This is a genomic window from Pseudomonas sp. OV226 (assembly GCF_003148705.1).
Taxonomy (GTDB): domain Bacteria; phylum Pseudomonadota; class Gammaproteobacteria; order Pseudomonadales; family Pseudomonadaceae; genus Aquipseudomonas.
Map to the genome: position 1 here is coordinate 289,973 of NZ_QGGS01000001.1, position 26,068 is coordinate 316,040.

The 26,068-nt window shown below is 59.6% G+C and carries 20 protein-coding genes and 3 tRNA genes; 11 read left to right on the forward strand and 12 right to left on the reverse strand.

Annotated elements, in window-relative coordinates:
• Window positions 1-274 precede the first annotated feature (274 nt).
• The 9 genes from C7534_RS01545 to C7534_RS32760 form a co-directional block, all read right to left on the reverse strand.
• Entirely contained in the window at window positions 275-1,690 is a 1,416-nt protein-coding gene (locus C7534_RS01545; protein ID WP_109784719.1) for a sigma-54 interaction domain-containing protein, read from the reverse strand.
• 147 nt (window positions 1,691-1,837) lie between these two features.
• Window positions 1,838-3,412 (reverse strand): ABC transporter ATP-binding protein, encoded by a 1,575-nt coding sequence (locus C7534_RS01550; RefSeq protein WP_046027426.1) that lies wholly within the window; start codon window positions 3,410-3,412, stop codon window positions 1,838-1,840.
• Window positions 3,413-3,426: 14 nt separating this feature from the next.
• Window positions 3,427-4,449, reverse strand: a complete 1,023-nt coding sequence (locus C7534_RS01555; protein ID WP_046027425.1) for an ABC transporter permease — start codon at window positions 4,447-4,449, stop codon at window positions 3,427-3,429.
• A complete protein-coding gene (locus tag C7534_RS01560; RefSeq protein WP_109784720.1) occupies window positions 4,449-5,510 on the reverse strand; it encodes a microcin C ABC transporter permease YejB in 1,062 nt (353 codons plus the stop codon). The genes C7534_RS01555 and C7534_RS01560 overlap by 1 nt, the downstream gene beginning before the upstream one ends.
• The gene (locus C7534_RS01565) at window positions 5,510-7,375 is read right to left on the reverse strand and encodes an extracellular solute-binding protein (protein ID WP_109784721.1); all 1,866 of its coding nucleotides are present in this window, start codon (window positions 7,373-7,375) and stop codon (window positions 5,510-5,512) included. The genes C7534_RS01560 and C7534_RS01565 overlap by 1 nt, the downstream gene beginning before the upstream one ends.
• A 136-nt stretch (window positions 7,376-7,511) precedes the next feature.
• On the reverse strand, window positions 7,512-7,793 hold the full coding sequence (locus C7534_RS01570; RefSeq protein ID WP_046027422.1) for a peptidylprolyl isomerase: 282 nt from the start codon (window positions 7,791-7,793) through the stop codon (window positions 7,512-7,514).
• A gap of 90 nt (window positions 7,794-7,883) precedes the next feature.
• Complete coding sequence (locus tag C7534_RS01575; RefSeq protein WP_109784722.1) at window positions 7,884-8,765, reverse strand: lipase family alpha/beta hydrolase; 882 nt, start codon at window positions 8,763-8,765, stop codon at window positions 7,884-7,886.
• Window positions 8,766-9,175: 410 nt separating this feature from the next.
• On the reverse strand, window positions 9,176-10,255 hold the full coding sequence (locus C7534_RS01580; protein ID WP_109784723.1) for a 3-deoxy-7-phosphoheptulonate synthase: 1,080 nt from the start codon (window positions 10,253-10,255) through the stop codon (window positions 9,176-9,178).
• 336 nt (window positions 10,256-10,591) lie between these two features.
• On the reverse strand, window positions 10,592-10,720 hold the full coding sequence (locus C7534_RS32760; protein ID WP_256594684.1) for a hypothetical protein: 129 nt from the start codon (window positions 10,718-10,720) through the stop codon (window positions 10,592-10,594).
• A 162-nt stretch (window positions 10,721-10,882) separates the two neighbouring features.
• Between C7534_RS32760 and C7534_RS01585 the strand changes: the two genes are divergently transcribed.
• From C7534_RS01585 to C7534_RS01635, 11 genes are all read left to right on the forward strand, one after another.
• On the forward strand, window positions 10,883-11,641 hold the full coding sequence (locus C7534_RS01585; RefSeq protein WP_109784724.1) for a carbon-nitrogen hydrolase family protein: 759 nt from the start codon (window positions 10,883-10,885) through the stop codon (window positions 11,639-11,641).
• Entirely contained in the window at window positions 11,642-12,085 is a 444-nt protein-coding gene (locus C7534_RS01590) for a GNAT family N-acetyltransferase (protein WP_109784725.1), read from the forward strand.
• Window positions 12,086-12,212: 127 nt separating this feature from the next.
• Window positions 12,213-12,854: a response regulator transcription factor GacA gene (gacA, locus tag C7534_RS01595; protein ID WP_008015884.1), complete on the forward strand. Its 642-nt coding sequence runs from the start codon at window positions 12,213-12,215 to the stop codon at window positions 12,852-12,854.
• A 2-nt stretch (window positions 12,855-12,856) separates the two neighbouring features.
• Window positions 12,857-14,680, forward strand: a complete 1,824-nt coding sequence (gene uvrC, locus C7534_RS01600) for an excinuclease ABC subunit UvrC (RefSeq protein WP_109784726.1) — start codon at window positions 12,857-12,859, stop codon at window positions 14,678-14,680.
• A 32-nt stretch (window positions 14,681-14,712) separates the two neighbouring features.
• On the forward strand, window positions 14,713-15,273 hold the full coding sequence (gene pgsA / locus C7534_RS01605; protein ID WP_046027416.1) for a CDP-diacylglycerol--glycerol-3-phosphate 3-phosphatidyltransferase: 561 nt from the start codon (window positions 14,713-14,715) through the stop codon (window positions 15,271-15,273).
• 63 nt (window positions 15,274-15,336) lie between these two features.
• Window positions 15,337-15,412 (forward strand) — tRNA-Gly (locus tag C7534_RS01610).
• A gap of 445 nt (window positions 15,413-15,857) precedes the next feature.
• The gene (gene nirB / locus C7534_RS01615) at window positions 15,858-18,419 is read left to right on the forward strand and encodes a nitrite reductase large subunit NirB (protein ID WP_109784727.1); all 2,562 of its coding nucleotides are present in this window, start codon (window positions 15,858-15,860) and stop codon (window positions 18,417-18,419) included.
• A complete protein-coding gene (nirD, locus tag C7534_RS01620; RefSeq protein WP_109784728.1) occupies window positions 18,419-18,796 on the forward strand; it encodes a nitrite reductase small subunit NirD in 378 nt (125 codons plus the stop codon). Before nirB ends, nirD begins: the two co-directional genes overlap by 1 nt.
• 39 nt (window positions 18,797-18,835) lie before the next feature.
• Complete coding sequence (locus tag C7534_RS01625) at window positions 18,836-19,276, forward strand: CBS domain-containing protein (protein ID WP_109784729.1); 441 nt, start codon at window positions 18,836-18,838, stop codon at window positions 19,274-19,276.
• Between the two features lie 232 nt (window positions 19,277-19,508).
• A tRNA-Cys gene (locus C7534_RS01630) sits at window positions 19,509-19,582 on the forward strand.
• 195 nt (window positions 19,583-19,777) lie between these two features.
• Window positions 19,778-19,864, forward strand: a tRNA-Leu gene (locus C7534_RS01635).
• Between the two features lie 418 nt (window positions 19,865-20,282).
• Here C7534_RS01635 and C7534_RS01645 read toward each other — a convergent pair.
• The 3 genes from C7534_RS01645 to C7534_RS01655 are packed head-to-tail and all read right to left on the reverse strand — an operon-like array spanning window position 20,283 to window position 26,047.
• Window positions 20,283-23,378, reverse strand: a complete 3,096-nt coding sequence (locus C7534_RS01645) for an efflux RND transporter permease subunit (RefSeq protein ID WP_109784730.1) — start codon at window positions 23,376-23,378, stop codon at window positions 20,283-20,285.
• Window positions 23,375-24,487: an efflux RND transporter periplasmic adaptor subunit gene (locus C7534_RS01650; RefSeq protein ID WP_109784731.1), complete on the reverse strand. Its 1,113-nt coding sequence runs from the start codon at window positions 24,485-24,487 to the stop codon at window positions 23,375-23,377. Before C7534_RS01650 ends, C7534_RS01645 begins: the two co-directional genes overlap by 4 nt.
• 30 nt (window positions 24,488-24,517) lie before the next feature.
• Window positions 24,518-26,047, reverse strand: coding sequence for a TolC family protein (locus C7534_RS01655; protein ID WP_109784732.1), 1,530 nt, complete (start codon window positions 26,045-26,047; stop codon window positions 24,518-24,520).
• Between the last annotated feature and the right edge of the window lie 21 nt (window positions 26,048-26,068).

A 26,068-nucleotide genomic window follows, 5' to 3' on the forward strand; every position in this document is an offset into this window, starting at 1 on the left:
GGATTGTTATTTTTGTAGGGTAGATCTGTTGTGGAAAAGGCCTATAGCGAGATTCGTGCCAGAGGCTAGAGGCCTTGAAATACAAGGGGGTGTGCCGGAAATGGTGCGGGTATCTGGAGGGCTTGTCTCTACATTGAGACTTGTTTGGCAGTGATGGCCTCACCGCGGGCAAGCCCGCTCCCACAGTTTGACGGCGTTCTCCTGAAAAATAGCTGACCCTGTGGGAGCGGGCTTGCCCGCGAAGGTCTGTCTAATAATTGAGATTCGTGTCTCTTTATAGAGACTCGTCAATCCCGAGCGCCACCATCTTCTTGTACAACGTCGACCGACCCAACCCCAGCCGCGCCGCAGTTTCAATCACCTTGCCCCCGCATTGCGCGAGTGCGGACTCAATCAACTGCCGGTCAAACCGCTCCCGAGCCTGGCTAAACGTCTCGTGCGCAACCGGCTCAATCATCAGCGGTGCCACTCGCTCCACCGGCGTGAAGGTGCCAATCGCCGCACGAATCTCGTCGGCATCCAGCAGCAGATCATCACTGAGCAACGCCGCCCGCTCCAGGACGTTGCGCAGTTCTCGAATGTTCCCCGGCCATGCGTGCTGGCCCAACACCTCCAGCGCCTCGCGGTTCAGTTCGTGCTGACTGCGCAGTTCCTCAAGAATCGCTTCGCTGAGTGCCGGCAGGTCATCGAGGCGTTCACGCAGCGGCGGCACGTGGATGGGCAGCACGTTGAGGCGGTAGTACAAATCCGCGCGAAACTCGCCGCGTTTGATCGCGGCCTCAAGGTCCGTGGAGGTCGCGGCAATCACCCGCACATCACTCTGGATCACTTCGTTGGAACCGACCGGCTCGAATTCCTTTTCCTGCAAAACCCGTAGCAATTTGCTTTGCAGCGGCAGCGGCATGTCGCCGATTTCATCGAGAAACAAGGTGCCGCCCTGGGCGATCTGCAATTTTCCGGCGCGGCCCTTGCGGTCGGCACCGGTGAAGGCGCCGGGGGCGGTGCCGAAGAATTCCGCTTCCAGCAACGATTCGGGAATCGCCGCGCTGTTGATGCTGACGAAGGCTTTATGTGCACGCGGCGAAGCACCATGGATCGCCTGCGCCAGCAGTTCCTTGCCGGTGCCGGTTTCTCCGAGCAGCAACACCGGCGAGTCGGCACTGGCGCTGCGCCGGGCCCGGCGTTTGACTTCCAGGCTGGCGGCGCTGGTGCCGATGAAGTGGGCGAAATTGTATTTGGTTTGCCGCGCCCGCAGCAGCGAGCGGGTGGACGCCAGTTCTTCCTGCATGCTCATGTAGCGCTTGAGCATCGGCGACAGGCTGCGCAATTCGTCGAACAGGGCAAAACCGATCGCGCCGATCACCACACCGGCATCGTCATGGATCGGCAGGCGCATGACCACCAGCGGCTCTTTCGGCGTGTCCTGCATGTCCAACAAAATCGGGCGCCCGGTGCGCACCACTTCACGCAAAAGACTGCCGGGGATCACGCTTTCGCAGGCCTTGCCGATGGCGCCTTGCGCCGATTCCAGACCGAAACGCCGGGCGTAACGCTCGTTCATCCACACGATGTTCGCATCGCGGTCGACAATCACCGTGCCTTCACTGGACTGCTCGATGATCTCGAACAGCGAACGGATCGCCAGCAGACGGACCCGTTGGTAATCCTTGAGGCTTTCGGTGGTGTTCATGGGTTTTATATCCAGAAAGTGTGGTGTCTGGGGCGGGCCTCATCGCGGGCAAGCCCGGCTCCCACAGGTCTAACGCCGTACAACCTGTAGGAGCCGAGCTTGCTCGCGATGCGGGCGACGCGGTCTCACTGCCTGTTGAAATGATGCCTACCGCGGATGCGCCGCCGCCAAAAGCTCTTTGGTGTACGGATGCTGCGGCGAATCGAACACATCATGGCTGGCGCCGCTTTCCACCACTTTGCCGTCCTTGATCACAATCATGTCATGGGCCAGGGCTCGCACCACCGCCAGGTCGTGACTGATGAACAGGTACGTCAGGCCATGTTTTTCCTGAAGCTGGCGGAGCAGGGCGACCACTTGTTTTTGTACCGTGCGGTCCAGCGCCGAGGTCGGTTCGTCCAGCAGGATCAGCGCCGGTTTGAGCACCAGCGCCCGGGCAATCGCGATGCGCTGACGTTGGCCGCCGGAAAATTCGTGCGGATAGCGATGGCGACTTTGCGGGTCGAGGCCGACTTCTTCCAGTGCCCGAATCACTTCGGCCTTGCACTGTTCGTCGGTCAACTGGCTGTGTACCTCAAGGCCTTCGCTGATGATCTGTGCCACCGACATGCGTGGGCTGAGGCTGCCATAAGGGTCCTGGAACACCACCTGCATTTTCTTGCGCCACGGTCGCAGTTGTTTTTGCGTCAGGCCATCCAGTGCCTCGCCCTGAAAGCGAATGCTGCCTTGGGAGTCGAGCAAGCGCAGGATCGCCTGGCCGAGCGTCGACTTGCCCGAGCCGGACTCGCCGACGATGCCCAGCGTCTTGCCGCGCTGGATGTTGAGGCTGATGCCGTCCACGGCATTGAGGTAAGTCTTGCGCTGAAACAAACCACCGCCGAGAGCGAACTGCACGCGCAGGTTGTCCACTTCCAGTACGTTCTCGCGCTCATCACGGGGCAGGGCTTCACCCTCCGGCTCGGCATTGAGCAGGATGCGGCTGTAAGGGTGTTTTGGCTCGGTAAAAATCGTTTCGCACGTGGCCTGCTCGACGATTTCCCCGGCCTTCATCACGCAAACACGCTGGGCAATGCTGCGCACCAGGTTGAGGTCATGGCTGATCAGCAGCAGCGACATGCCGAGCCGGTGTTGCAGCGATTTGAGCAGGATCAGAATTTTGCGCTGCACCGTGACGTCCAGCGCCGTGGTCGGTTCGTCGGCGATCAGCAACTCAGGCTCACAGGCCAGGGCCATCGCAATCATCACGCGCTGACGCTGACCGCCCGAGAGTTGATGGGGGTAGGCCTTGAGCCGCTCCTTGGGCTTTTGAATGCCGACAAGGTGCAGCAACTCAAGGATCCGCGCTTGCGCCGGTTTACCGGTCAGGCCTTTGTGCAGAAGCAGGGTTTCGCCGATCTGCTTTTCGATGCTGTGCAGCGGATTGAGCGACGTCATCGGCTCCTGGAAAATCATCGCGATCCGGTTGCCGCGCAGTTCCCGCAGCACTTTGGGCGTCGCGCCGAGCAATTCCCTGCCGCGATAACGAATGCTGCCGGTGGACTCGGTGCCGGTTTCGGGCAGCAGTTGCAGGATCGAATGGGCGGTCACCGATTTACCGGACCCCGACTCGCCGACCAGCGCCAGGCATTCACCGGGGCGGATGTCCAGGCACAGCTTGCGCACCACGGTTTCACCACTGAAGGCGACGCTGAGGTCACGGATTTCGATCAGGTTGGTACTCATATCAACAGTCCGCGTCAGGATCTCGGATCGAAAGCATCACGTAATGCCTCGCCGATAAACACCAGTAAAGAAAGAATCAATGCCAGGGTGAAAAACGCCGTCAATCCCAGCCACGGCGCCTGCAGGTTCTGTTTGCCCTGGCCGATCAATTCGCCCAGCGATGCGCTGCCCGCTGGCATGCCGAAACCCAGGAAATCCAGGGCCGTCAGGGTGGAAATCGCCCCGGTGAGAATGAACGGCAGGTAACTCAGGGTCGCGTTCATCGCGTTGGGCAGAATGTGCCGCACGATCACTTTGCGATCCGTCAGGCCCAACGCCCGGGCGGCTTTGACGTATTCCAGGTTGCGCCCTCGAAGGAATTCGGCGCGCACCACGTCGACCAGTGCCAGCCAGGAAAACAGCGCCATGATCCCCAGCAGCCACCAGAAATTCGGTTCGACAAACCCCGAGAGAATGATCAGCAGGTACAGCACCGGCAACCCGGACCAGACTTCCAGCAAGCGCTGGCCGATCAAGTCGACCCAGCCGCCGTAATAACCTTGAAGCGCCCCGGCGGCAATGCCGATCAGGGCGCTGACAAAGGTCAGCATCAACGCAAACAGGATTGACACTCGGGCGCCGAAAATCACCCGGGCCAATACGTCCCGGGCCTGATCGTCGGTGCCCAGCCAGTTCACATCCGAGGGTGGGCTCGGCGCGGGTTTGTTGAGGTCGTAATTGGGTGTGTCGTCACTGAACGGGATCGGCGGGAACAGCATCCAGCCGCCATCCTGTTTGATCAGCTTTTGCACATAGTCGCTGCGGTAATCCGCCTGGAACGGCAATTGCCCACCGAACTCCTGCTCGGTGTGGCGTTTGAACACCGGGAAATACCATTGCCCCTGATAGCTGACCACCAGCGGCTTGTCGTTGGCGATCAACTCGCCACCCAGCGTCAGCATAAAAAGACCGATGAACAACCACAGCGACCACCAGCCCCGGCGGTTTTTCTTGAAGCGCTCAAAACGGCGTCGACCCAACGGCGAGAGCTTGAACATCAGGCATTCCTCGCGGCGAAGTCGATACGCGGGTCGACCAGGGTGTAGCAGAGGTCGCCGACGAGTTTTATCAAGAGCCCGAACAAGGTGAAGATAAACAGCGAACCGAACACCACCGGATAGTCTCGGGAGACCGCGGCTTCATAGCTCATGCGGCCCAGGCCATCGAGTGAGAAAATCACTTCGATCAGCAAGGAGCCCGCGAAAAACACACTGATGAATGCCTGCGGAATACCCGACACCACCAGCAGCATCGCATTGCGGAACACGTGCCCATAAAGCACCCGGCGCTCGCTCATGCCTTTGGCGCGGGCAGTGATCACGTACTGGCGGGTGATTTCATTGAGGAACGAGTTCTTGGTGAGGATGGTCAGCGTGGCAAATCCGCCAATGACCAGCGATGTGACTGGCAACACCAGGTGCCAGAAGTAGTCGGCGATTTTGCCCACGGTCGACAGGGACTCGAAATTGTCCGAGACCAGCCCGCGCACCGGGAACCAGTTCAGCGAAGTGCCTCCGGCAAACACCACGATCAGGAACATGGCGAACAGGAACGCCGGCATTGCGTAACCGATGATGATCGCGGTGCTGCTCCAGATATCGAAATGGCTGCCGTGGTGCACGGCCTTGCGGATGCCCAGGGGGATCGACACCAGATAAGTGATCAGCGTCGCCCACAGGCCGAGGGAGATGGTCACCGGCATTTTTTCCAGGATCAGGTCAGTGACCGTGGCGCCCCGGAAAAAGCTTTTACCGAAGTCCAGCCTGGCGTAACTGGTGAGCATCAGCCACAGGCGCTCATGGGCGGGTTTGTCGAAACCGTATTGCTTTTCGATGTCCTTGATCAGTTGCGGGTCGAGCCCGCGACTGGCGCGCGAAGTGCCGGTCATGCGTTCACCGGCGCCGCCGCCGACGGTCGCGCCGCCGATGCCTTGCAGGTGCGCAATCGCCTGTTCCACCGGACCGCCCGGCGCGGCTTGGACGATGATGAAGTTGACCAACAGGATGATCACCAGCGTCGGGATGATCAGCAGCAAGCGCCGCAGTGTGTAAGCCCACATCAATGCGGCCCTCCGGGTTTGCCACGACTGATTTGCTCAGCCGTCATTTGCTGGTTGGTCAGCGCGGTGGTGCTTATTTCCCACCAGCTCTCGATGGCTTCGTCATTGCTGGCCTGCACGTTGGGCCGGCCGAACCGGTTCCACCAGACGGTCGATGTGCCCGGTGGGTAATAGTTGGGAATCCAGTAGTAGTTCCATTGCAGTACCCGGTCGAGTGCGTGGGCGTAGCGCAGCATTTCCGGCTGGGTGGTGGCGCGGACCAGTCCGGTGATCAAGGTATCGACCGCCGGATTCTTCAGCACCATGTAGTTGTTGGCACCGGGGTCGTTGGCCGAGATCGAGCCGAAGTAATTGAACAGCTCGCCGCCGGGTGAGGTGGTGACCGGGTAGCCGGTGACGATCATGTCGTAGTCGCGGCTCATCAGGCGATTCACGTATTGGGACGAATCGATCCGGCGGATGTTCAGGTCGATACCGATCTGTTTCAAGGTGCGCTTATAAGGCAGCAGCAAACGGTCCATGCCGTTCTGGCTGACCAGAAAAGTGAAGCTCAGCGGCTCGCCTTCGGCGTTGACCAGTTGATCGCCATCGGGTTTCCAGCCGGCCTGTCCGAGCAGGTCCAGTGCTTGTAATTGCTTGTCGCGAATCACACCGCTGCCATCGGTTTTCGGTGCTTCGAAGACCTTGGTGAACACCTCGTCCGGGATCTGGCCGCGCAACGGCTCAAGAATGGCCAGTTCCGCTTTATCCGGCAGTTGCCGCGCAGCCAGGTCGGTGTTGGAAAAGAAACTCTGCTGGCGAATGTACATGTCACGCATCATCTGCCGGTTGCTCCATTCGAAATCCCAGAGCATGACCAGGGCCTGACGCACGCGGCGATCCTGGAACATCGGGTTTTGCAGGTTGAAGACAAACCCTTGGGCCGGTTGCGGCGCGTCGGTTGCCAGGTGCGCCTTTTGCAGGCGACCGTCGCTCAAGGCCGGGCTGTCGTAGCCGATGGAGTAGCCGGTGGCGGAGAATTCGCGGTTGTAGTCATAAGCACCGCCGCGCAACACCTGGCGCGCCACGTCGGTGTCGCCGAAGTACTCGATGCTGAAATGATCGAAGTTGTACAGGCCACGGCTGACCGGTAAGTCTTTGCCCCACCAATTGGCGTCGCGCTCGAAAGTGATGCTGCGACCGGAATCGACTTTGCTCACTTTATAAGGGCCGCTGCCCAAAGGGGCCTCGTAGCCGCCGCCATTGGCGAAGTCGCGGCTCTTCCACCAATGCTCGGGAAACACCGGCAGTGTTGCGATGTCGAGGGGCAGGGTGCGGTTTTCATTGCTTTTGAAGTCGAACCGGACGATCAGGGGTGACTCGACTTCCACGCCTTTGACGTCAGCGAATTGGGTGCGATAGCGCAGGCTGCCTTGGGTCATCAACAAGTCGAAGGTGTAGCGCACGTCTTCTGCCGTGATCGGTTTGCCATCGGCAAAGCGGGCCTTGGGGTTGAGATAGAAGCGCAGAAACAGGCCGTCGTCCGAGCGCTCCATCTTTTGTGCGACGAGGCCGTATACGGTGTAAGGCTCATCCAGCGAGCGCTGGGCCAGCGGCGAGTAGAGCAAACCGTCAATTTGCGTCACGCCGATACCCTTGTCGATGTACGGCAGCATATGGTCGAAATGACCGATTTCGATTGCCGAACGTCGCATCGTGCCGCCCTTGGGCGCCTGTGGGTTGGTGTAGGCAAAATGACTGAAGCCGGCGGGATACTTCGCGGGTTCGCCGTACACGGTCAACGCATGTTGCGGTGCAGCATTCACACCGGCGGCCAATAGCAGCGCCACGGCAGTGAACAATAATGTGGGGAAAGCCAGTCGCATTGTCAGCCTTAGAGCCGGAGGATCGAAAAGCACAATTTGTACGCTAGCGGCGCGTCCCTCGCCAGCCTAAAAACGTATCCGAAACAGAACGGCCCGCCAGTTGGCGGGCCGTTGCACGTAAAGCCTGGCGGATCGATCAGTCCTGACGACTGGTCACTTCCAGCAGGTGATAACCAAATTGGGTTTTCACCGGGCCTTGTACGACATTGATTGGAGCGCTGAACACGACGGAGTCGAATTCCTTGACCATCTGGCCTGGACCGAACGAACCCAGGTCGCCGCCCTGACGGCTGGACGGGCAGGTGGAGTTGGCTTTGGCGACTTCGGCGAAATCAGCGCCGCCTTCGATTTGGGCTTTGAGTTCGTTGCACTTGGCTTCCGAGGCAACCAGGATGTGACGGGCAGTGGCTTTGGCCATGGGAAATACTCCTTTCAATAATCTGCGTACAGTAAAGTGCGCAGACTACCGGATTCAGTGCTCCATTTCTTGTCAAAAGTTCCGTACGGTTCAAAGGCCGGCGTTTCTCAGGCGCTCGGCATGTTGGACATACAATGCCGCAGGGTCGATGCCTTTGCGACCAGGACTGGCGGTGTGACCCAGGCTGCTCAAATGATCCAGGGAATAGTCGGAGCGGATCACTTTTCCCAAATGTGAACTGTAGCGGCCGACCATGCCGTCATTTTGCTCCGCTTCAGTCGTGAAGTATTGGGAAAAGGCGCGGAGGAACCCGTGCAACGGATCGAGCGCATCCAGTCCCTCATCGAGCCTGTTTCCCTGCAACGTTCCGCTCCAGGAGTAGTACCGCACGCCGTTGACCAGTTCGCGCCCTTTGCCGCCCCAGGTCCTCGGCAACCCTTGAGGGAACTTGTCGTTGAAAGCGCCTACGCCTTCAGTGGTCAGAGCATTAAGCGCAGCGACAGCGTTTTGTGGCAGGTGCACGTTGCCGCTGAGTAACGACACAAAATCGGCGAACAGCGTCGCAATCGTTGCTGCGACATGTTCCGGCAGCCGCCCGGGCGTCAGCGCCTTGCGCAGGAAGTCGGCCAGTTCCGAGCCGTGGTTCGGTCCACTGACCGAGGTGACCGAAGCAATCATATGGGGGGCTATGGCCGCCGCATAGCGTGCCGCCAATGCCCCTTGGCTGTGGCCGATCAAGTTGACCTTGCCGGCGCCGGTTCCTTCCAGGACCCGATTGATCTGTGCCAAGAGTTGGTCACCACGTGCTTCGTTGCTATGGGTAGCCGAGAGGTGAGGGATGAACACCCTGGCCCCCGCACTTCGCAGGGATTGCTTGACGTTATGGAAGAGTTCGTTTGTGCCGATCCGATCAAAGCCGAAGAGCCCATGGACCAGCAGGATAGGGTACTGGGTGGTAGCGTTCCGTAGCATGTTGATTCCTTTTTCGCAGTCGTTCAGAGGTGAGCAGATGGGCCCACTCTAAAGCACCCCAACGGTTCGGCGATGTATGAAGAATCCGCTGTAAGCTGATGAAAAAGGTATAGAAAAAGTAGGAAAGTTCGAATGTGTTTGAGGTCTTGTTCGGAATATTTCGACATCTATTTATCTGTAACAACGCGTTGTTCCGCGATGGCCTACTCAGGAAACACCTTTACCTGTCAGCAATGTCCCTGTTTATGCCATAACGCAATCTGTAGCAGCTGGCGAAGCCTGCGTTCGGCTGCGCAGCAGTCGTAAACCTGAGTTTGCGGTCTACCTGAAACACCGCATCGTCTGATTTCACGACTGCTGCGCAGCCGAACGCAGGCTTCGCCAGCTGCTACAGAAAGTGCGTTAGCCGTTTATTGATTCTGGCGCTGCGCTCGAAGCCGGTCGGCGGCCTGGCACAACAACTGTTCCGTGCCTTCCCAGCCAAGACAGCCATCGGTGACCGAAACGCCATAGCGCAGCGATGGACTCAGGGGTTGGCAGCCTTCGAACAAATGGCTCTCGATCATCATGCCGATCAGCGATCGGTCGCCTTGCAGGCGTTGTTCGAGCACATCGTTGAACACCGCAGGTTGCCGCGCCGGGTCTTTTCCGCTGTTGGCATGGCTGCAATCGACCATGATTCGCGCCGGGATCTTGAGCCGGGTCAAATCGCGGTTCACCTGGGTGACGCTGTCGCGATCGTAGTTCGGCCCATGGTGTCCGCCGCGCAATACGAGGTGAGTGTCGGGGTTGCCGGGCGTCTGGATGATCGCGGGATGTCCCTGGCTATCGACGCCGAAATGGCGGTGCGGATGCGCAGCGGAGCGCATGGCGTCGCTGGCAACGGCCACGCCGCCGTCGGTGCCGTTCTTGAACCCGACGGGCATGCTCAGGCCGCTGGCCATTTCTCGATGGATCTGCGATTCAGTGGTGCGGGCACCAATCGCCACCCAGCTCAGCAAGTCGTCAAAGTAGCCGGCTGCCATGGGTTGCAGCAGTTCGGTTGCAATCGGCAAGCCGAGACGAAGTATTTCACGCATCAGTTCACGCGACAGCGTCAAACCGCCGGCCATGTCATCACTGCCATCGAGATGCGGGTCATAGGCCAGGCCTTTCCAGCCGACCGTGGTGCGAGGTTTTTCGACGTAGGCGCGCATCACCAGCAGCATTTCATCGCTGACATCGGTGGCGAGTCGGGCAAGATTGGCCGCGTATTCGAGGGCGGACTGTGGGTCATGAATCGAGCAAGGACCGACGATCACCAGCAAACGGGAATCTTCCCCGTTGAGAATCGCGCGGACCGCATCGCGGTGGGCAGCGACTTGCCGGGTCAGGGCGTTGCTGAGGGGCAATTGCTGTTTGAGTTGCAACGAGCTGGGCAGACGCAGGGTCAGCGCTTCGTTGGCAGGGCTCAAGGTGGACAGCGGCAGAGCAGAGACGGACGAGTTCATATTCAGGCTTCCTGGGCTGGCGGCGGGTTCGTTCCCGCGCGCTCGGCCCTACTGGGGTGTTCGACAATTGGCCGGATTGGCTTCGTGTGTGTGCTTGCCACCTGTAGGTGACCGATCGGAGGCGGCAGGCTGTCCCGAGCGGAGGCTGCTAAATCGCCAGGCGGAAAAACTGTCGTAACGGTAATAAGTGGCGTAGTTCATGTCGTGAATCCTCAAATTGTCTGGTGTGCTGCAAAAATGTTCGGGGCTGAAAAAACAAAACCCCCGGTCGGGAGGCCGACCGGGGGTTTGGAAAACTCTGGCGGCGACCCGTTTAAAGTGGGCGCCGTGTGGGTATCAGGCGCGCCAGTGGCTAAACCAATACCCAAAATAAAAGCTGACCGAAGCACAGACGTCATTCACTCGCGCAGCCGCCACCGAGCGCAGGGCGCTGATCGTTGCAAGCTGTGAGAGGGTGTTGAACATGGTCTGTCTCCGATGAATGTGCCTGAGCTTACTAGAGGCCGGTGCGCGGTTTCAATCAGAAAATGCTATCGCTCACCGGCAGCGGTTTCTATCGCTTGAGCACGGGCCGCTTTATGACACACTTGGTTTTTTGCCCGCCCTCTAACGTCGCAAGGATGAAGCATGACGCCATTGACCATTGCCGCCGCACAATCGATTTCCGTCGCGGGTGATCTCGCCGCCAACATTGTTTGGCATCAACGTTTCATGCAGGTTGCCGCGGAGCAGGGCGTTCAGTTGCTGGTCTTTCCGGAACTGTCATTGACCGGCTATGAGCGGGGGGTGGCGGCCGATCTTGCGGTTGTACCTGATGCGAAAGAGCTGCAGCCATTGCGCGATTTCGCCCGCGAAGTCGGTGTGACCAGTGTCGTCGGAATGCCGATTCGACTGTCGGACGATTCGCCGGTCCTGATTGGTGCGCTGGTTTTGGGCGCTGATGGTTCGCTTGGGGTTTACAGCAAACAGCATCTGCACCCCGGCGAGGAAGTAGCGTTTGCGCCAGGCAATGGCGGATCGATGCTGAACATTGGTGGCGATACCGTCGCGTTGGCGGTGTGTGCGGATTTTTCTCACGCCAGTCACGCTGCCGCTGCTGCGCAGCAGGGTGCCGACCTTTATGCCGCCGGTGTGCTGATCACTGAAAGCGGCTATGCCCCGGACTCGGCGCTCCTGAAAGGCTACGCCGGCACTCATTCAATGACGGTGCTGATGGCAAACCATGGCGGTGCGACCGGAGGCTGGGAGTCAGCCGGACGCAGCGCAATCTGGGCGCCGGACGGTTCGCTCATCGTGGCGGCGAGCAGTGCCGGGAACGTGATGGTGGTGGCTCGCCGTGATGCAGGCGGCTGGAAGGGCAGTGTCGTAGACGTTTCGGAGGCTTGAATGGCGTTCCAATGGCGTGCGGTCTTATCCGCGGATCTCGACTTCGCGCGTACGCTCACCTGCACCAACATGCTGCGCTATTACATTCAGTACGATCTGCTTTGGCTGGATGAAGCGTTTGATGTCGCTTGGGCGGGGCGTGAGAATCGCTTGATTGTGCGCGATGATGCCGTACTGGGTTTTGTCAGCCTGAGTCGCGATGCGAGGGCCTTGTACATCCGTGAATTACAGGTCCTTGAAGCGTTCCAGGGGCAGGGCGCAGGTTCGTGGGCAATCGATCAGGTATTCGATATTGCAGGCGAGGAACGACGCCCGGCCTTGCGCTTGACTGTTTTTGAAAATAATCCGGCAAAAAAACTTTACGAGAGAAAAGGCCTGAAGGTGGTCGGTCAAGACGAGTGTTTCCTGAGAATGCAGCGGGATGTCGGCGGACTTCATCGCTGAAACACGCTGGCGACAAGCCTTTCATGACGTATTGATACTTTTTATATGACGCTTGCCGCTAGGTCTGCCCATTGCTTTTTGCTAAGGTGTCCGGCAACCCAATAAGACCATTTCGCGAGGTGTCTGCTTGATTAGGGTGCTAGTAGTCGATGACCATGATCTCGTTCGTACAGGCATTACACGAATGCTGGCTGACATCGATGGCCTGCAAGTGGTCGGCCAGGCTGAGTCAGGGGAAGAATCCCTGCTGAAAGCGCGTGAGCTGAAACCCGATGTGGTCTTGATGGACGTCAAGATGCCCGGCATTGGCGGTCTTGAAGCCACGCGCAAACTGTTGCGCAGTCATCCGGATATCAAAGTCGTCGCAGTCACCGTCTGTGAGGAAGATCCGTTTCCTACACGGTTGTTGCAGGCCGGTGCCGCAGGTTATCTGACCAAGGGTGCCGGGTTGCCGGAAATGGTCCAGGCCATTCGCCTGGTGTTTGCTGGTCAACGCTATATCAGCCCGCAAATTGCCCAGCAATTGGCGATCAAATCTTTCCAGCCGACCAATGATTCGCCCTTTGATGCATTGTCCGAGCGCGAAATCCAGATCGCGCTGATGATTGTCGGCTGTCAGAAGGTACAGATCATTTCCGACAAGCTTTGCCTGTCGCCCAAAACGGTCAACACCTACCGTTACCGCATTTTCGAGAAGCTTTCGATCAGCAGTGACGTGGAGTTGACGCTGTTGGCGGTTCGTCACGGCATGGTCGATGCCAGCCTCTGACAATGACTGAAGTCTTCGATCCCAGCGCCTTTCTGTCGACGGTCAGTGGGCGTCCCGGTGTGTATCGCATGTTCGACAGCGATGCGCGCCTGTTGTATGTCGGCAAAGCCAAGAACCTGAAAAATCGCCTGTCGAGCTACTTCCGAAAATCCGGTCTGGCGCCCAAGACCGCAGCGCTGGTGGCGCGCATCGCCCAGGTCGAAACCACCATCACCGCCAATGAAACTGAAGCCCTGCTGCTTGAGCAGACGCTGATCAAGGAATGGCGGCCGCCGTACAACATCCTGCTGCGCGATGACAAATCGTATCCTTACGTCTTTCTTTCGGATGGCCAGTTCCCTCGCTTGAGCATCCATCGCGGTGCGAAAAAAGCCAAGGGCAAGTATTTTGGTCCGTACCCGAGCGCTGGAGCGATTCGCGAAAGCCTGAGTCTTTTGCAAAAGACCTTCTTTGTCCGTCAGTGTGAAGACAGCTATTTCAAAAACCGCACGCGTCCTTGCCTGCAATACCAGATCAAACGTTGCAAGGCGCCGTGCGTAGGGCTGGTGGAGCCTGAGGTGTACGCCGAAGACGTTCGCCACTCGGTGATGTTCCTTGAAGGCCGCAGCAATGCGCTGGCTGACGAATTGTCCGCGGGCATGGAAGAGGCGGCGATCAACCTTGAGTTCGAACGGGCCGCCGAGTTGCGCGACCAGATATCGTTGTTGCGTCGGGTTCAGGACCAGCAAAGCATGGAAGGCGGCACCGGCGATATCGATGTGATCGCGGCGTTCGTAAACCCAGGTGGTGCTTGCGTCCACCTGATCAGCGTTCGCGGCGGCCGGGTACTGGGTAGCAAGAACTTTTTCCCGCAAACCGGTATCGACGAAGACGTATCCGAAGTCATGGCTGCCTTTCTCGGCCAATACTTCATCACCAGCCCCGAGCGCGACTTGCCGAGTGAATTGATCGTCAACGTGGTTCATGAAGACTTCCCGACGCTGATCGAAGCCATCGACGCGCTACGCGGTCGCGAACTGACCATCAGCCATCGGGTGCGTGGCACACGAGCACGCTGGCAGCAATTGGCGGTCACCAATGCCGAACAGGCATTGGGCGCACGCCTGGCTAACCGTCAGCATGTCGCCGAACGTTTCGATGCCTTGGCCGAGGTATTGAAGCTGGACGAACCGCCGCAGCGTCTGGAGTGCTACGACATCAGCCATTCCAGTGGTGAAGCCACCGTGGCGTCTTGCGTGGTGTTTGGTCCGGAAGGTCCGATCAAGTCGGACTATCGCCGCTACAACATCGAAGGCGTGACGGCAGGTGATGACTATGCCGCGATGCATCAGGCTTTGACCCGTCGCTTCAGCAAGCTGAAGGACGGGGAGGGCAAGCTGCCGGACATATTGTTAGTGGACGGTGGCAAAGGCCAGCTGTCGATGGCCCGTGATGTACTCAATGAACTGGCGGTGCCGGACCTGATCCTGTTGGGCGTGGCCAAAGGGGCGACGCGCAAGGCTGGTTTCGAAACCCTGTACCTCAACGATGCGGCCCACGAATTCACCTTGCGCGGCGATTCCCCCGCGCTGCATTTGATCCAGCAAATACGTGACGAAGCTCACCGATTCGCCATTACCGGGCACCGCGCCCGTCGTGGGAAAACCCGCCGCACGTCCACCCTTGAGGGCGTTGCCGGTGTCGGACCAACTCGACGTCGCGATTTATTGAAACATTTTGGTGGATTGCAGGAGCTGTCTCGTGCCAGCATCGAAGAGATCGCCAAAGCCCCCGGGATCAGTAAAAAGCTCGCAGAGTTGATTTATGCAAATCTGCACAGCGAGTAGAATGCCAACTCACCTCGTAGCCAGTTGTGCCGATGAATATCCCTAATCTGATTACCGTTCTACGCGTCCTGCTCATCCCGATCTTCATTTTACTGTTCTACCTGCCTTACCAATGGAGCTACGTGGCTTCCGCCTCGGTGTTCGCATTTGCCGCCGCCACAGACTGGCTGGACGGTTATCTGGCTCGACGCCTGGAACAAAGCACTCCGTTCGGGGCGTTCCTTGATCCCGTGGCTGACAAGCTGATGGTCGCCGTCGCGCTGGTCTTGTTGGTGCAGGAACACGGCAACCTGTGGCTCACGCTGCCGGCCGCCGTGATCATCGGTCGTGAGATTGTCGTCTCGGCCTTGCGCGAATGGATGGCTGAACTCGGCGCCCGCGCGCATGTCGCGGTGTCGAACCTGGGTAAATGGAAAACCGCCGCGCAGATGCTTGCGCTGGTGATCCTGCTGGCCAATCCGTCAGATTTTTCCTTCTGGGTCTTGATCGGTTATGCCTTGTTGATGGTATCCGCGGGCCTGACATTGTGGTCGATGGTCCAGTACTTGCGGGCTGCCTGGCCGCATCTGAAGACTGACGTTGAAAAGAAATAAAACTTTTTTGAATCAAGGGGTTGACGGGGCTTCTGATTTCTATAGAATGCGCCACACCAAGACGCGGGAATAGCTCAGTTGGTAGAGCACGACCTTGCCAAGGTCGGGGTCGCGAGTTCGAGTCTCGTTTCCCGCTCCAAGATTCACAAAAACGCCACTCAATAGAGTGGCGTTTTTGTTTGTGCGTTTTTTGTGGTTCTGCCGGCTGGTTCTTCGGGTTGAAGGGCTGATGTCGGCGTCCTCCGTGCACTTTTATAAAGCCGTAGCACCTGTCGCTGCACTATGCGAAGGCAAGTACCGGATGCATATCCGTGCCCATTGAGCGTCTATAAGCCTGAAACGCCCGGCTGAAGCCCCTTTCGCGAAAAGTGGCACAAACGCTGCAACACACCCGGCAGGCCCACCGTGAATACAGTCGAGTGGGCAGCCCCCTCGGTCAACGACGATCGAATCGCGGGCAACATCGGTGGATCAGGCATAGACGTCTGGTATCAACACCGCAAAAGAACAGGCAAAGACGCCTGGAACCGAAAGGTTTCAGGCGTTTTTTTTTGCTTTTTGAATCGTCTAGCCGGGTGCTTCTTATGAATTCCAATGTTGCCGCGTTGAACAAATTGCAAACGCTGATCGTGATTGGCAATGGCATGGTCGGACACCATTGTGTTGAACAGTTGATCGAGCGGGGCGCGCTTGAGCATTACCGGCTACAGGTGTTCAGCGAGGAGCCGATGCGCGCCTACGACCGCGTGCACCTTTCCGAGTACTTCTCCGGCCGCGATGCCGAGTCGCTGGCCCTCGGTGACGCCTCGCTGTACCAGACGCCGGGCGTGACGCTGCATCTGGGTGTGCCGGTGCTGGAAATCGACCGCGACCGCCGCCAGGTGATCACCGCGCAAGGGTGTGTTGCTTACGACAAATTGATCCTGGCCACCGGGTCTTGTCCATTCGTGCCGCCCATCGAGGGCGCTGAAGGCGATTCGCGCCTGGTGTATCGAACCCTGGAAGACCTCGACGCGATCCGTGCTGCCGCTGTCAATGCGCGACGTGGTGTCGTGGTGGGTGGTGGTCTGTTGGGGCTCGAAGCCGCCAATGCCCTGAAGAGCCTGGGTCTGGAAGCGCATGTTGTTGAGTTCGCCCCGCGCTTGATGCCGGTGCAGTTGGACGAAATGGGTGGGCTTGCACTGAAGTCGCAGATCGAGCGGCTTGGCGTCGGTGTGCACCTGTCGCGCGGCACTCAATCGATCAGCGCGGGCGAGGATTACCGCTATCGCATGAATTTCGCCAACGACGAATTTCTTGAGGCCGACCTGATCGTGTTCTCGGCGGGTATCCGCGCACAAGATGCGCTCGCCCGTCAGTGCATGCTCGACATCGGTCCGCGTGGTGGCGTGGTCATTGATGACGAATGCCTGAGCAGCGACCCGAATATTTACGCGATCGGCGAGTGCGCGTCCTGGAATGGCAGCCTTTTCGGACTGGTCGCCCCGGGCTACCAAATGGCGCGCAGCGTCGCGGCGCGTTTGTGTGACCAAGTAGCTGAGCCGTTCATGGGCGCCGACATGTCGACCAAGCTCAAGTTGCTGGGTGTTGATGTCGGCTCCATCGGCGACGCTCACGGCAACACACCCGGCGCGCGCAGCTATCAGTTCATCGACGAAACCACGGCCAGCTACCGTCGATTGGTCGTGGATGCTTCGGGCAAGCACGTACTCGGTGCCGTATTGGTCGGTGATAACAGCTATTACGACACGCTGCTGCAATACATGCAGAACGCTATTGCCTTGCCGGCGGAACCCGCCAGCCTGATTCTGCCGTCGTCCGAAGGGGCGCCGACCCTGGGGCCGGGCGCGTTGCCTGAATCGGCCACAGTCTGTTCCTGCCATAACGTCACCAAGGGTTCCATTTGTTCGGCCATCGACGGTGGCTGCACTGACCTCGGTTTGCTCAAGTCGCAAACCAAAGCGTGCACCGGTTGCGGTGGGTGCGCCGGTTTGCTCAAGCAAGTTTTCGAGCATGAGCTGATTGCCCGAGGCGTCAGTGTCGATAAAAGCCTGTGCGAACACTTCGCCTATACGCGTCAGGAGCTGTATGCGCTGGTGCGCGTAGAAGGGGTGATCACTTTCGAAGAGCTGCTGGCCAAGCATGGTCGTGGCCACACGGGTTGCGATGTCTGCAAGCCGGCCGTGGGCTCGATCCTCGCGTCGTGCTGGAACCAGCCGATCATGGACGCCTCGCTGGTGCCGTTGCAGGACACCAACGACACCTTCATGGCCAACATGCAGAAAAACGGCACCTATTCAGTCGTGCCGCGCATTCCCGGTGGCGAAATCACGGCGGACAAATTGATCGCGATTGGGGTGGTGGCGAAAAAATATGACCTCTACACCAAAATCACCGGCGGCCAGCGGATCGACCTGTTCGGTGCTCAATTGCATCAGTTGCCGGATATCTGGGGCGAGCTGATCGAGGCCGGATTCGAGACCGGGCATGCCTATGGCAAATCGACCCGGACGGTGAAGTCCTGTGTCGGCAGTACCTGGTGCCGCTATGGCGTGCAAGACAGCGTAAAAATGGCCCTGATGATCGAAGACCGCTACAAGGGCCTGCGCTCGCCGCACAAGCTCAAATTCGCGGTATCCGGTTGCACCCGCGAGTGCGCCGAGGCCCAGAGCAAAGACGTGGGCGTGATCGCCACTGAAAAAGGCTGGAACCTCTATATCGCCGGCAACGGCGGTATGCGCCCACGGCATGCCGAGCTGTTCGCCACCGACCTCGACGATGCGACCCTGATCCGCTACATCGACCGCTTCCTGATGTTCTACATCCGCACCGCCGACAAACTGCAGCGAACCTCGGTGTGGCGCGAAAGCCTGGAGGGCGGCCTCGATTACCTCAAGGACGTGATCATCAACGACAGCCTCGGGCTTGGCGCCGAGCTCGAATCGCAGATGCAACTGGTGGTCGATCGCTACGAATGCGAGTGGGCCAATGCGCTCAAGGACCCGGAAAAAATCAAACGATTCCGTACCTTCGTCAACGATAAACGCCCCGACCCGGATATTCATTTTGTCCAGGAGCGTGGTCAGCGGCGCCCGATCATGGCCGCCGAACTCAACCTTATCCCGGTTACCGAGGAGATTGCATGATGAGCGCACCCACTACCCAACGCATCGATTCCCTGGCCAGCGCCGATGTCTGGCAAACGGTGTGCGAGCACCAGGACCTGGTGAGCAATTCTGGCATCGTCGTATGGCTCGACGGCGCGCAAGTGGCGCTGTTCTACCTGCCGACGGCACACGGCAAGACCCTGTACGCCATCGACAACCATGATCCGCAGTCCGGGGCGAACGTCATCGGCCGTGGATTGATCGGCAGCATCAAGGGCGATCTGGTCGTTGCTTCACCGATCTACAAGCAGCATTTCCGTCTGGAGGACGGCAGTTGCCTGGAGTACCCGCAACAGCGTCTGCGTGTCTGGCCAGTGCGGTTGAACGGCGACGTGGTCGAAGTCGGCGTGGCCTGAGGGATATCAACCTGTTTGCCAACAGTATCGGAGGCATTGATGAAAACAGCCGCACAGCTACTGAAACTGAAAGTCGTACAAAACCAGCACGTGCATAGCATTGCACCTGATCAGATGGTGCTGGACGCGTTGAAGCTGATGTCCGAGAAAAACGTCGGCGCGCTGCCCGTCATCGAAAACGGGCAGGTGGTTGGCGTGATCAGCGAGCGCGACTATGCCCGCAAGGTGGTTCTGCAGGGCCGTTCCTCAGTCGGTACACCTGTGCGCGACATCATGAGCGCCCCGGTCGTGACCGCCGACAGCCAACAGAGTGTGGAGCGTTGCATGACGGTCATGACCGACAGTCATCTGCGCCATCTGCCGGTAGTGGAGGGCGGCGAGTTGATCGGTTTGTTGTCGATCGGTGATCTGGTCAAAGAAGCCATTGTCGAGCAAGCGGAATTGATTCGACAGTTGGAACACTACATTCGCGGGCACTAAACAGACCAGGCGAGGCAGAACAGCAGGGCGCAGCCTCGTCGAAACAGTCAGAGTGCCAGATAAAATTTTTTTGAAATCAAGGGGTTGCCAGTCCTTGGAAATCAGTACATAATTCACGCCATCGAAAGCACTGACCGCTGAAAAAGCTCAATGTTTTCAAGGAGTTAGATCTAGAATCAAATTCCAAGTTTGTACGCGTTTGGTGTTGTGCTACATGACATCAGATGCTTGAGGCCGAGTAGCAAAATGGTTATGCAGTGGATTGCAAATCCACCTACGCCGGTTCGATTCCGACCTCGGCCTCCACTTTAAACAAGCTCCGTAGATCGATGATTTACGGAGCTTTTTTATTTGCGCTGTCCCGCAAGATTTAGTCTTGAAATGGGCATTTGCGAACTTGCTTCACGGGGGTGGGATGTATATATTTCCACCTCTGCTGCACAAGCGTCAGAACTGCCAGGTCGTTACTTGCCAGCTTTCAGATTGCTTGACCGCGCTACCGCCCGAATGGCGAAACTGGTAGACGCATGGGACTTAAAATCCCCCGCTCGTAAGGGCGTGCCGGTTCGATTCCGGCTTCGGGCACCATGAATATCAAGGGCTTGCGTGAGAAATCTCATGCAAGCCCTTATTTTTTTGCTCCGCAAAAACCAATCTCTACTCCGCAATTCGCTACAGCTGGTCATTTCGTAGGAGTGACCTTCATGCCTTTGTGCATCCGAATGTACTGTTCGGTCATGCCCACAGTGGTATGCCCTGGTTGATCTCGTGCTACGCGTATATTCCCTGTCAATTCCTCCTTGTCCGTCGCCGTCTTTGCCCGTCAGTCGCGCATCTGAAAGTCAGCTTTCGGAATGCTGGCGTCCTCCCGTGCATCATCAAATCGTTTCCTGAGCATTCCGGTCGTCATCGGCTGACCGTTTTCCATGACGACTGTAATCAGCAAAACAGAGTTTATGGCACGGAGTAGCGGGGCTAAATCAGGGGCATAACGCTACGGTACTCATTACTCCGCAGCGAGCGCGGCGTGCCCCCTCACCGGTTGGGTGTCAGCGTCCATCTGGCGCCCCACGTTGAACCATGCGGCGTACAACGCCGGGACGAAGAAGATCGTCAGTAGCGTTGCCACGGTAAGGCCGCCCATGATCGCAATTGCCATTGGCCCCCAAAACACACTGCGCGTCAGCGGGATCATTGCAAGTACGGTGGCCAGCGCCGTCAGCATCACCGGTCGGGCCCGGTAAATGGCCGCATCCAGCACAGCATTCCACGGGTCGCGCCCCCCGGCGATCTCGATTTGTACCTGATCGATCAGGATCACCGCGTTCCGCATGATCATGCCACCCAGAGCGATGATGCCCAGGATCGCGACGAAGCCCAGCGGTGACTGAAACACCAGCAGCGCGGGTACAACACCAATCAGGCCCAGCGGTGCGGTTAGCATCACCATCCACATGCGGGAAAAGTTCTGCAATTGCAGCATGAGTAACAGCAGGATGGTGATCAGCATCAGCGGTGCCACCGCGAGTAGTGCCTTGTTGGCCTTGTCGCTTTCCTCAACCGCTCCACCCGTGTCGATGCGGTAGCCCGACGGCAGTTTCGCTTCGATGCCCTTAAGCAGTGGCTGGATTTCCTGCGTCACCGATACACCTTGCTCTCCATCCTTCACGTCGGCACGCACAGTGATCGCCATGTCGCGATTGCGGCGCCACAGTACCGGTTCTTCCAGTTCAGAACGCACCTGTGCGACTTGCGACAGAGGCACCACGGTGCCCTGGCGTGTGTAAAGGTTGATGTTTTTCAGTGTGTCGAGGTTCAAGCGTTCCTCTGGCACGGCACGGGCCACGATGTCGATCAGGTCCTCGCGCTCACGCAGCTGTGACAGGGTTGCGCCGTTCATCACGGTCTGGGTCGCCAGCGACACGTCGGCCGGCGTGAGGCCCAGCGCGCTCGCCTTGTCCTGATCAAGTTCCACCTTCATCGTGCGCACAGGGTCGTTCCAGTCGAGCTGGAGGTCGCGCACCTTCGGGTTGGACGCAACTACCTTCTCCACGTCGCGGGCGATCTGGCGCACCACCTGGGTATCGGGGCCTACCACGCGGAATTGCACCGGGTAGCCGACAGGTGGCCCCAACTCGAGCCGGGTCACGCGCACCCACGCCTGCGGGAATTGTTGGTCGGCCGAGGCCACCAGCCGCGCACGTACCCGCTCGCGTGCATCCAGATCCTTGGTCATCACAACGAACTGGGCAAAGCCCGGGTTCGGCAGCTCGGGGTTGAGCGAGAGATAGAAGCGCGGCGCGCCAGCGCCGGTGTAGGCAGTATAGAAACGCACGTCCTCGTCCTTCGCCAGGATCTCCTCCATGTGCTTGACCTGCTCTGTCGTTGCGGCGAACGAGGCGCCTTCCTTGACGCGTAAATCAATGACCAGCTCAGGGCGCGAACTGTTGGGGAAGAATTGCTGCGGCACCAACTTGATGCAAGCGAGGGCTAGCACCAGAGCGCCCACCGTCGCACCGATGACCACCCAGCGGCGCTCGATGGCGGCGTCGATCAGGCGGCGCAGGCAGCGGTAGAACTTGGTGTCGTGCGGATCAGCATGCTGGTGCGTGCCCAAGTCGTTGGGCAGCATCTTGACCGCCAGGTACGGCGTGAAGATGCCGGAACAGATCCACGAGAACAGCACCGCGGCACCGACGATCCAGAAAATGCCGCCCGCGTACTCGCCGGTGGTGGACTTCGAGAGGCCGATTGGCAGGAAGCCCACGACGGTGATGAGTGCGCCGGTCAGGCGCGGCATGGCGGTGGACTGATAGGAGAAGGCCGCCGCTTTCACGCGGTCCATGCCGGTTTCCATCTTCGCCACCATCATCTCGATGGCGATGATGGCGTCATCCACCAGCAGTCCCAACGCGATAATCAGTGACCCGAGCGAGATGCGTTCGAGGTTCCAGCCCATCGCCAGCATCACCAGCGCCACACCGCCCAGCACCAGCGGCACCGTGGCCGCGACCACGAGGCCGGCACGCCAGCCCAGGCTGGCCAGGCTCACCGCGATCACGATGATCAGCGCCTCGGCCAACGCGCGCCCGAAGTCCAGGATTGCATCTTTCACCGTGGTGGGCTGGTCAGCCACCAGCTCCAGCTCCACGCCGTGCGGAAGTTCTGACTGGATCTTCGCGACGGCCGTGTCCATCGCCTTGCCAAGGTCGACGATGTTGCCTTCGCTGGTCATGGTGATACCGAGCATCAGCACGGGTTGGCCGTTGTGGCGGACCGTGTAGGTCGGCGGATCTTCGAAGCCACGTGTAACGGTCGCGATGTCACCGAGCTTGATCAGCCGGCCGCCCGCGGAGATGGGCACGTTGCGGATAGCCTCATCGCTGGTGAACTGGCCACTCACGCGCACCATGACGCGGTCGCCGCGGGTGTCAATCTGGCCAGCGGGCAGCATGGCGTTCTGGCTCTTGAGGCTTTCGGCGATGGCCAGCGGTGTAATGCCCAGCGCTGCGAGGCGCTCGTGCGAGAACTCGACGTAGATACGCTTGACCTGCTTGCCGATGACATCGATCTTCTTGACCATCGGCACCTTCAGCATCTGGCGCTTGATGTCCTCGGCCGCGTCCGTCAGGTCGGCGTGGCCGACGCCGTCGCCCTTGACTGCGTACATCAGGCCATACACGTCGCCGTACTCGTCGTTCAGGATCGGGCCGATCACGCCGTCAGGCATCTCCAGGCTCAGGTCGTTGAGTTTCTTGCGCGCCTGGTACCAGGCCTCGCGCTGGTCAGCCTTGGAAGTGCCGTCGCGCACGGTGAGTGTCATGCCGGCGTAGCCTTGCCGCGCGTAGGTGACCACCTTCTCGAAGTTATCGATCTGCTCGAATTTTTTCTCCATGCGGTTGAGGACCTGGTCCTGCAACTGCTGGGCGGTAGCGCCCGGCCAGATGACCATGGCGGTCATGGAGGGTACGGAAAAATTTGGATCTTCGAGCTGGCCGAGGCGGGTGAAGCTGAACGCGCCAGCCGCAGCGACAATGAGGAGCATGAACAGAACGATGGCGCGATGGCGCAGCGCCCAGTCGGTGAGGTTGAAATTGTTCATCGGGCGGCCTGCTGCGTGGTGTTCGTGTCAACAATCGCCGTGCCGGGAAGCGCGACCTTCAGTCCGGATGCCATCTTCTGCACCCCGGCGGTGACGACCAATGCGCCGGCCAGTGGCCCGGAGACGAGCACTTCATCGTTGCGATAGCCCAATACCGCCACAGGCACCAGCTCGACAGTGCCCAGCGGATTCTTGCCCTCGGGCGTGACCACCCACAGCGATGGCTGGCCACCGCTTTGCGTCAGTGCCGTGGCGGGCACCGCCGCGACCGAGACACTGGTCATCTCGCGCTCGGCCATGACCGTGGCCGTGGCGCCCAGCGGCAGCGCCTGCACCGGCTTGAGCCGGGCGCGATAGGTGCGCGTCTGCGTGGCGGCCTGCGGCGACAGCTCGCGCAGGGTGACATCGAAGGTCTCGTTCGGCGCGCTGGCCAGCGAGGCTTTGAAGTGCGCCTCCTTGAAGGTGGACAGCTGATCTTCGGGCACATCGATGACGATCTCGGATTCGTCCGGATTCGCCACCGAGATCACTGGCTGACCCTCCGCAACGACCTGGCCCGCTTCGATGCGTACCGCCGTGACCACGCCGCTGCGGGAGGCGCGTAACACGGTGTACTTGAGGCGATTGCGTGCGAGTTCAAGCTTACGTGCCTCGGCCTCGGCGGTCGCACGTGTGGTCTGGGCATTGGTGTGCGCACGCTCATCGTCGGCTGCGCTGACTGAGCCATCAGCCTTCAGGGCCGTCAGGCGCTGGCGATCCGATTCCGCCTGACGCGTCTGCTCCACGGCAGCCGCCCACTGCTGTTGCGACGCTTCCTCCGCGAGGCGGTAGTCGCTGTCGTCCAGCACAGCCAATATGTCACCTTCGTGCACCAACTGACCCACATCAACCTTGCGTTGAGCCACCTTGCCGCCCACCCGAAAAGATTGCTCGACTTCATGCCGCGATTGCACGGTGCCCGTGTAGCGACTGACGTCGCGGGCATTGTCGTAGTTGATTTCAACGGTACGTACCGCTCTGGGGGCCGGTACGGACGGCTGATCCGGGCTGCACGCGCAAAGCATCACGGCGACGGCCAGGGCGCCGACCGCAGTAAGGGAATTCTTCAAGACGGTTCCTCTTTGGAAAACGACAAAAACTCAGGAAAGTGGTGGTCGGTCGGTTTTAGCGGACGCGGACGCGGACGCGGTCGGGTTGGCGGGGTGTTCGAACACCTGCCAGCCCCCGCCCAGTGCTTTGTAAAGCTGCACGCTGTCGAGCAGCAGTCGGGTGTTGCTTTCGTTGGCACTCAGGCGTGCAGTCAGGCGCGCACGCTGCGAATCCAGCAGGGGCAACAGGTCGATCTGCCCGCGGGTGTAGAGCGACTGAGCGCGATTCTGTGCCGTCTCCGCAGACGCGGCGGCCAGTTGCAGTGACCCGGAACGGCGACGTTCCTGCGCCAGCGTGACCAAGGCGTTTTCCACATCCTCGAGCGCCCGCACGATGCCGTCTTCGGCGCGCAACAGCGCCTCTTGTTGAGCGCTTTCAGCCGCATCGTTGATTGCTTGTGTGCGCCCCGCATTGAAGAGCGGCATCGCCAGCAGGCCCGCGACGTTGGTGAAGCGCGCAGCGCCGAGATCGGCACCGTTCAGGTTGAGACCCTGGCGGCCGAAGGACGCGCCGAGGAAGAGTTGCGGGAACCACTCCGCTTTCGCTTGCTGGCGACGGGCATTGGCGGCGTCGAGCTGTGCCATCAGCGCCAGTACGTCCGGTCGGCGTTGCAGCAACTCGGCGGGCTGACCGGGCTTGGCCTCGGGTACATCGGCCAGGTCTGCGCCCGGAGGCTGGATGTTTGTGGTGTTGAAAGACTGGTCGGCGATCAGCACCGCGATACGGTGACGTGCCACCGCCACTTGGGTTTCCAGCGGCGGAATCTGCGCCCGCGCCGACAAGGCGTCGGTTTGTGCACGCTCGACGTCGAAGGCGGATGCCAGCCCCACCTGTTGACGCGCGGAGACCAGACGCAGCGTCTCATCCTGCATGGCCGAAATTGCGCGGAGCGTCGCGACCTGGCGCTGTGCTCCGACCAGTGTGAAATAGTTGCTGACGACATCGCTCATCACCAGCAGGCGTACGCCTCGCATGCTGTGTTCGGCGGCCAGTGCATCGGCGTCTGCCGCCGCTGCACCGGCTCGTAGTCGGCCGCTCAGGTCGATTTCCCACGAGACATCCAGACCCGCACTGGCGGTCCTGGTATCCGGATAGCCCTGTTTTACCGCCGAGTTGAAGCCGCTGCTGCGGTCGCTGCCGGACACCGATGCACCGACACTCGGGAGCAGCCAGGATTGGCTGACCGTTTCTCCGGCTCGCGCTGCACGCAAGCGTTCGGCGGCCATCTTGACGTCGCGGTTCTCACGCGCGGCGCGGCGCACCAGATCCGACAGTAAGGGGTCGTGGTAGACCTCCCACCACGCCGCCTCGGGCTCCATTTCGGAGGCCGTACTCGCGGCGAAGTGGCTCGGCACGTCTACTGATGGCTTGACGACCGGCGTGGAGCAACCGGAAAGGGCGAGGGCAATCGAAGTGACAAGGGTTGCCGCCATGGCGAACCCAGTCGAGCATGGGGTCCGTTGCAAGGTTATCCCACCGGTATGGCGAGGCAGCGGAGGGAGGGTGGAAAGTCGCAGCATTAGAAATGGACTCGTGTAGTT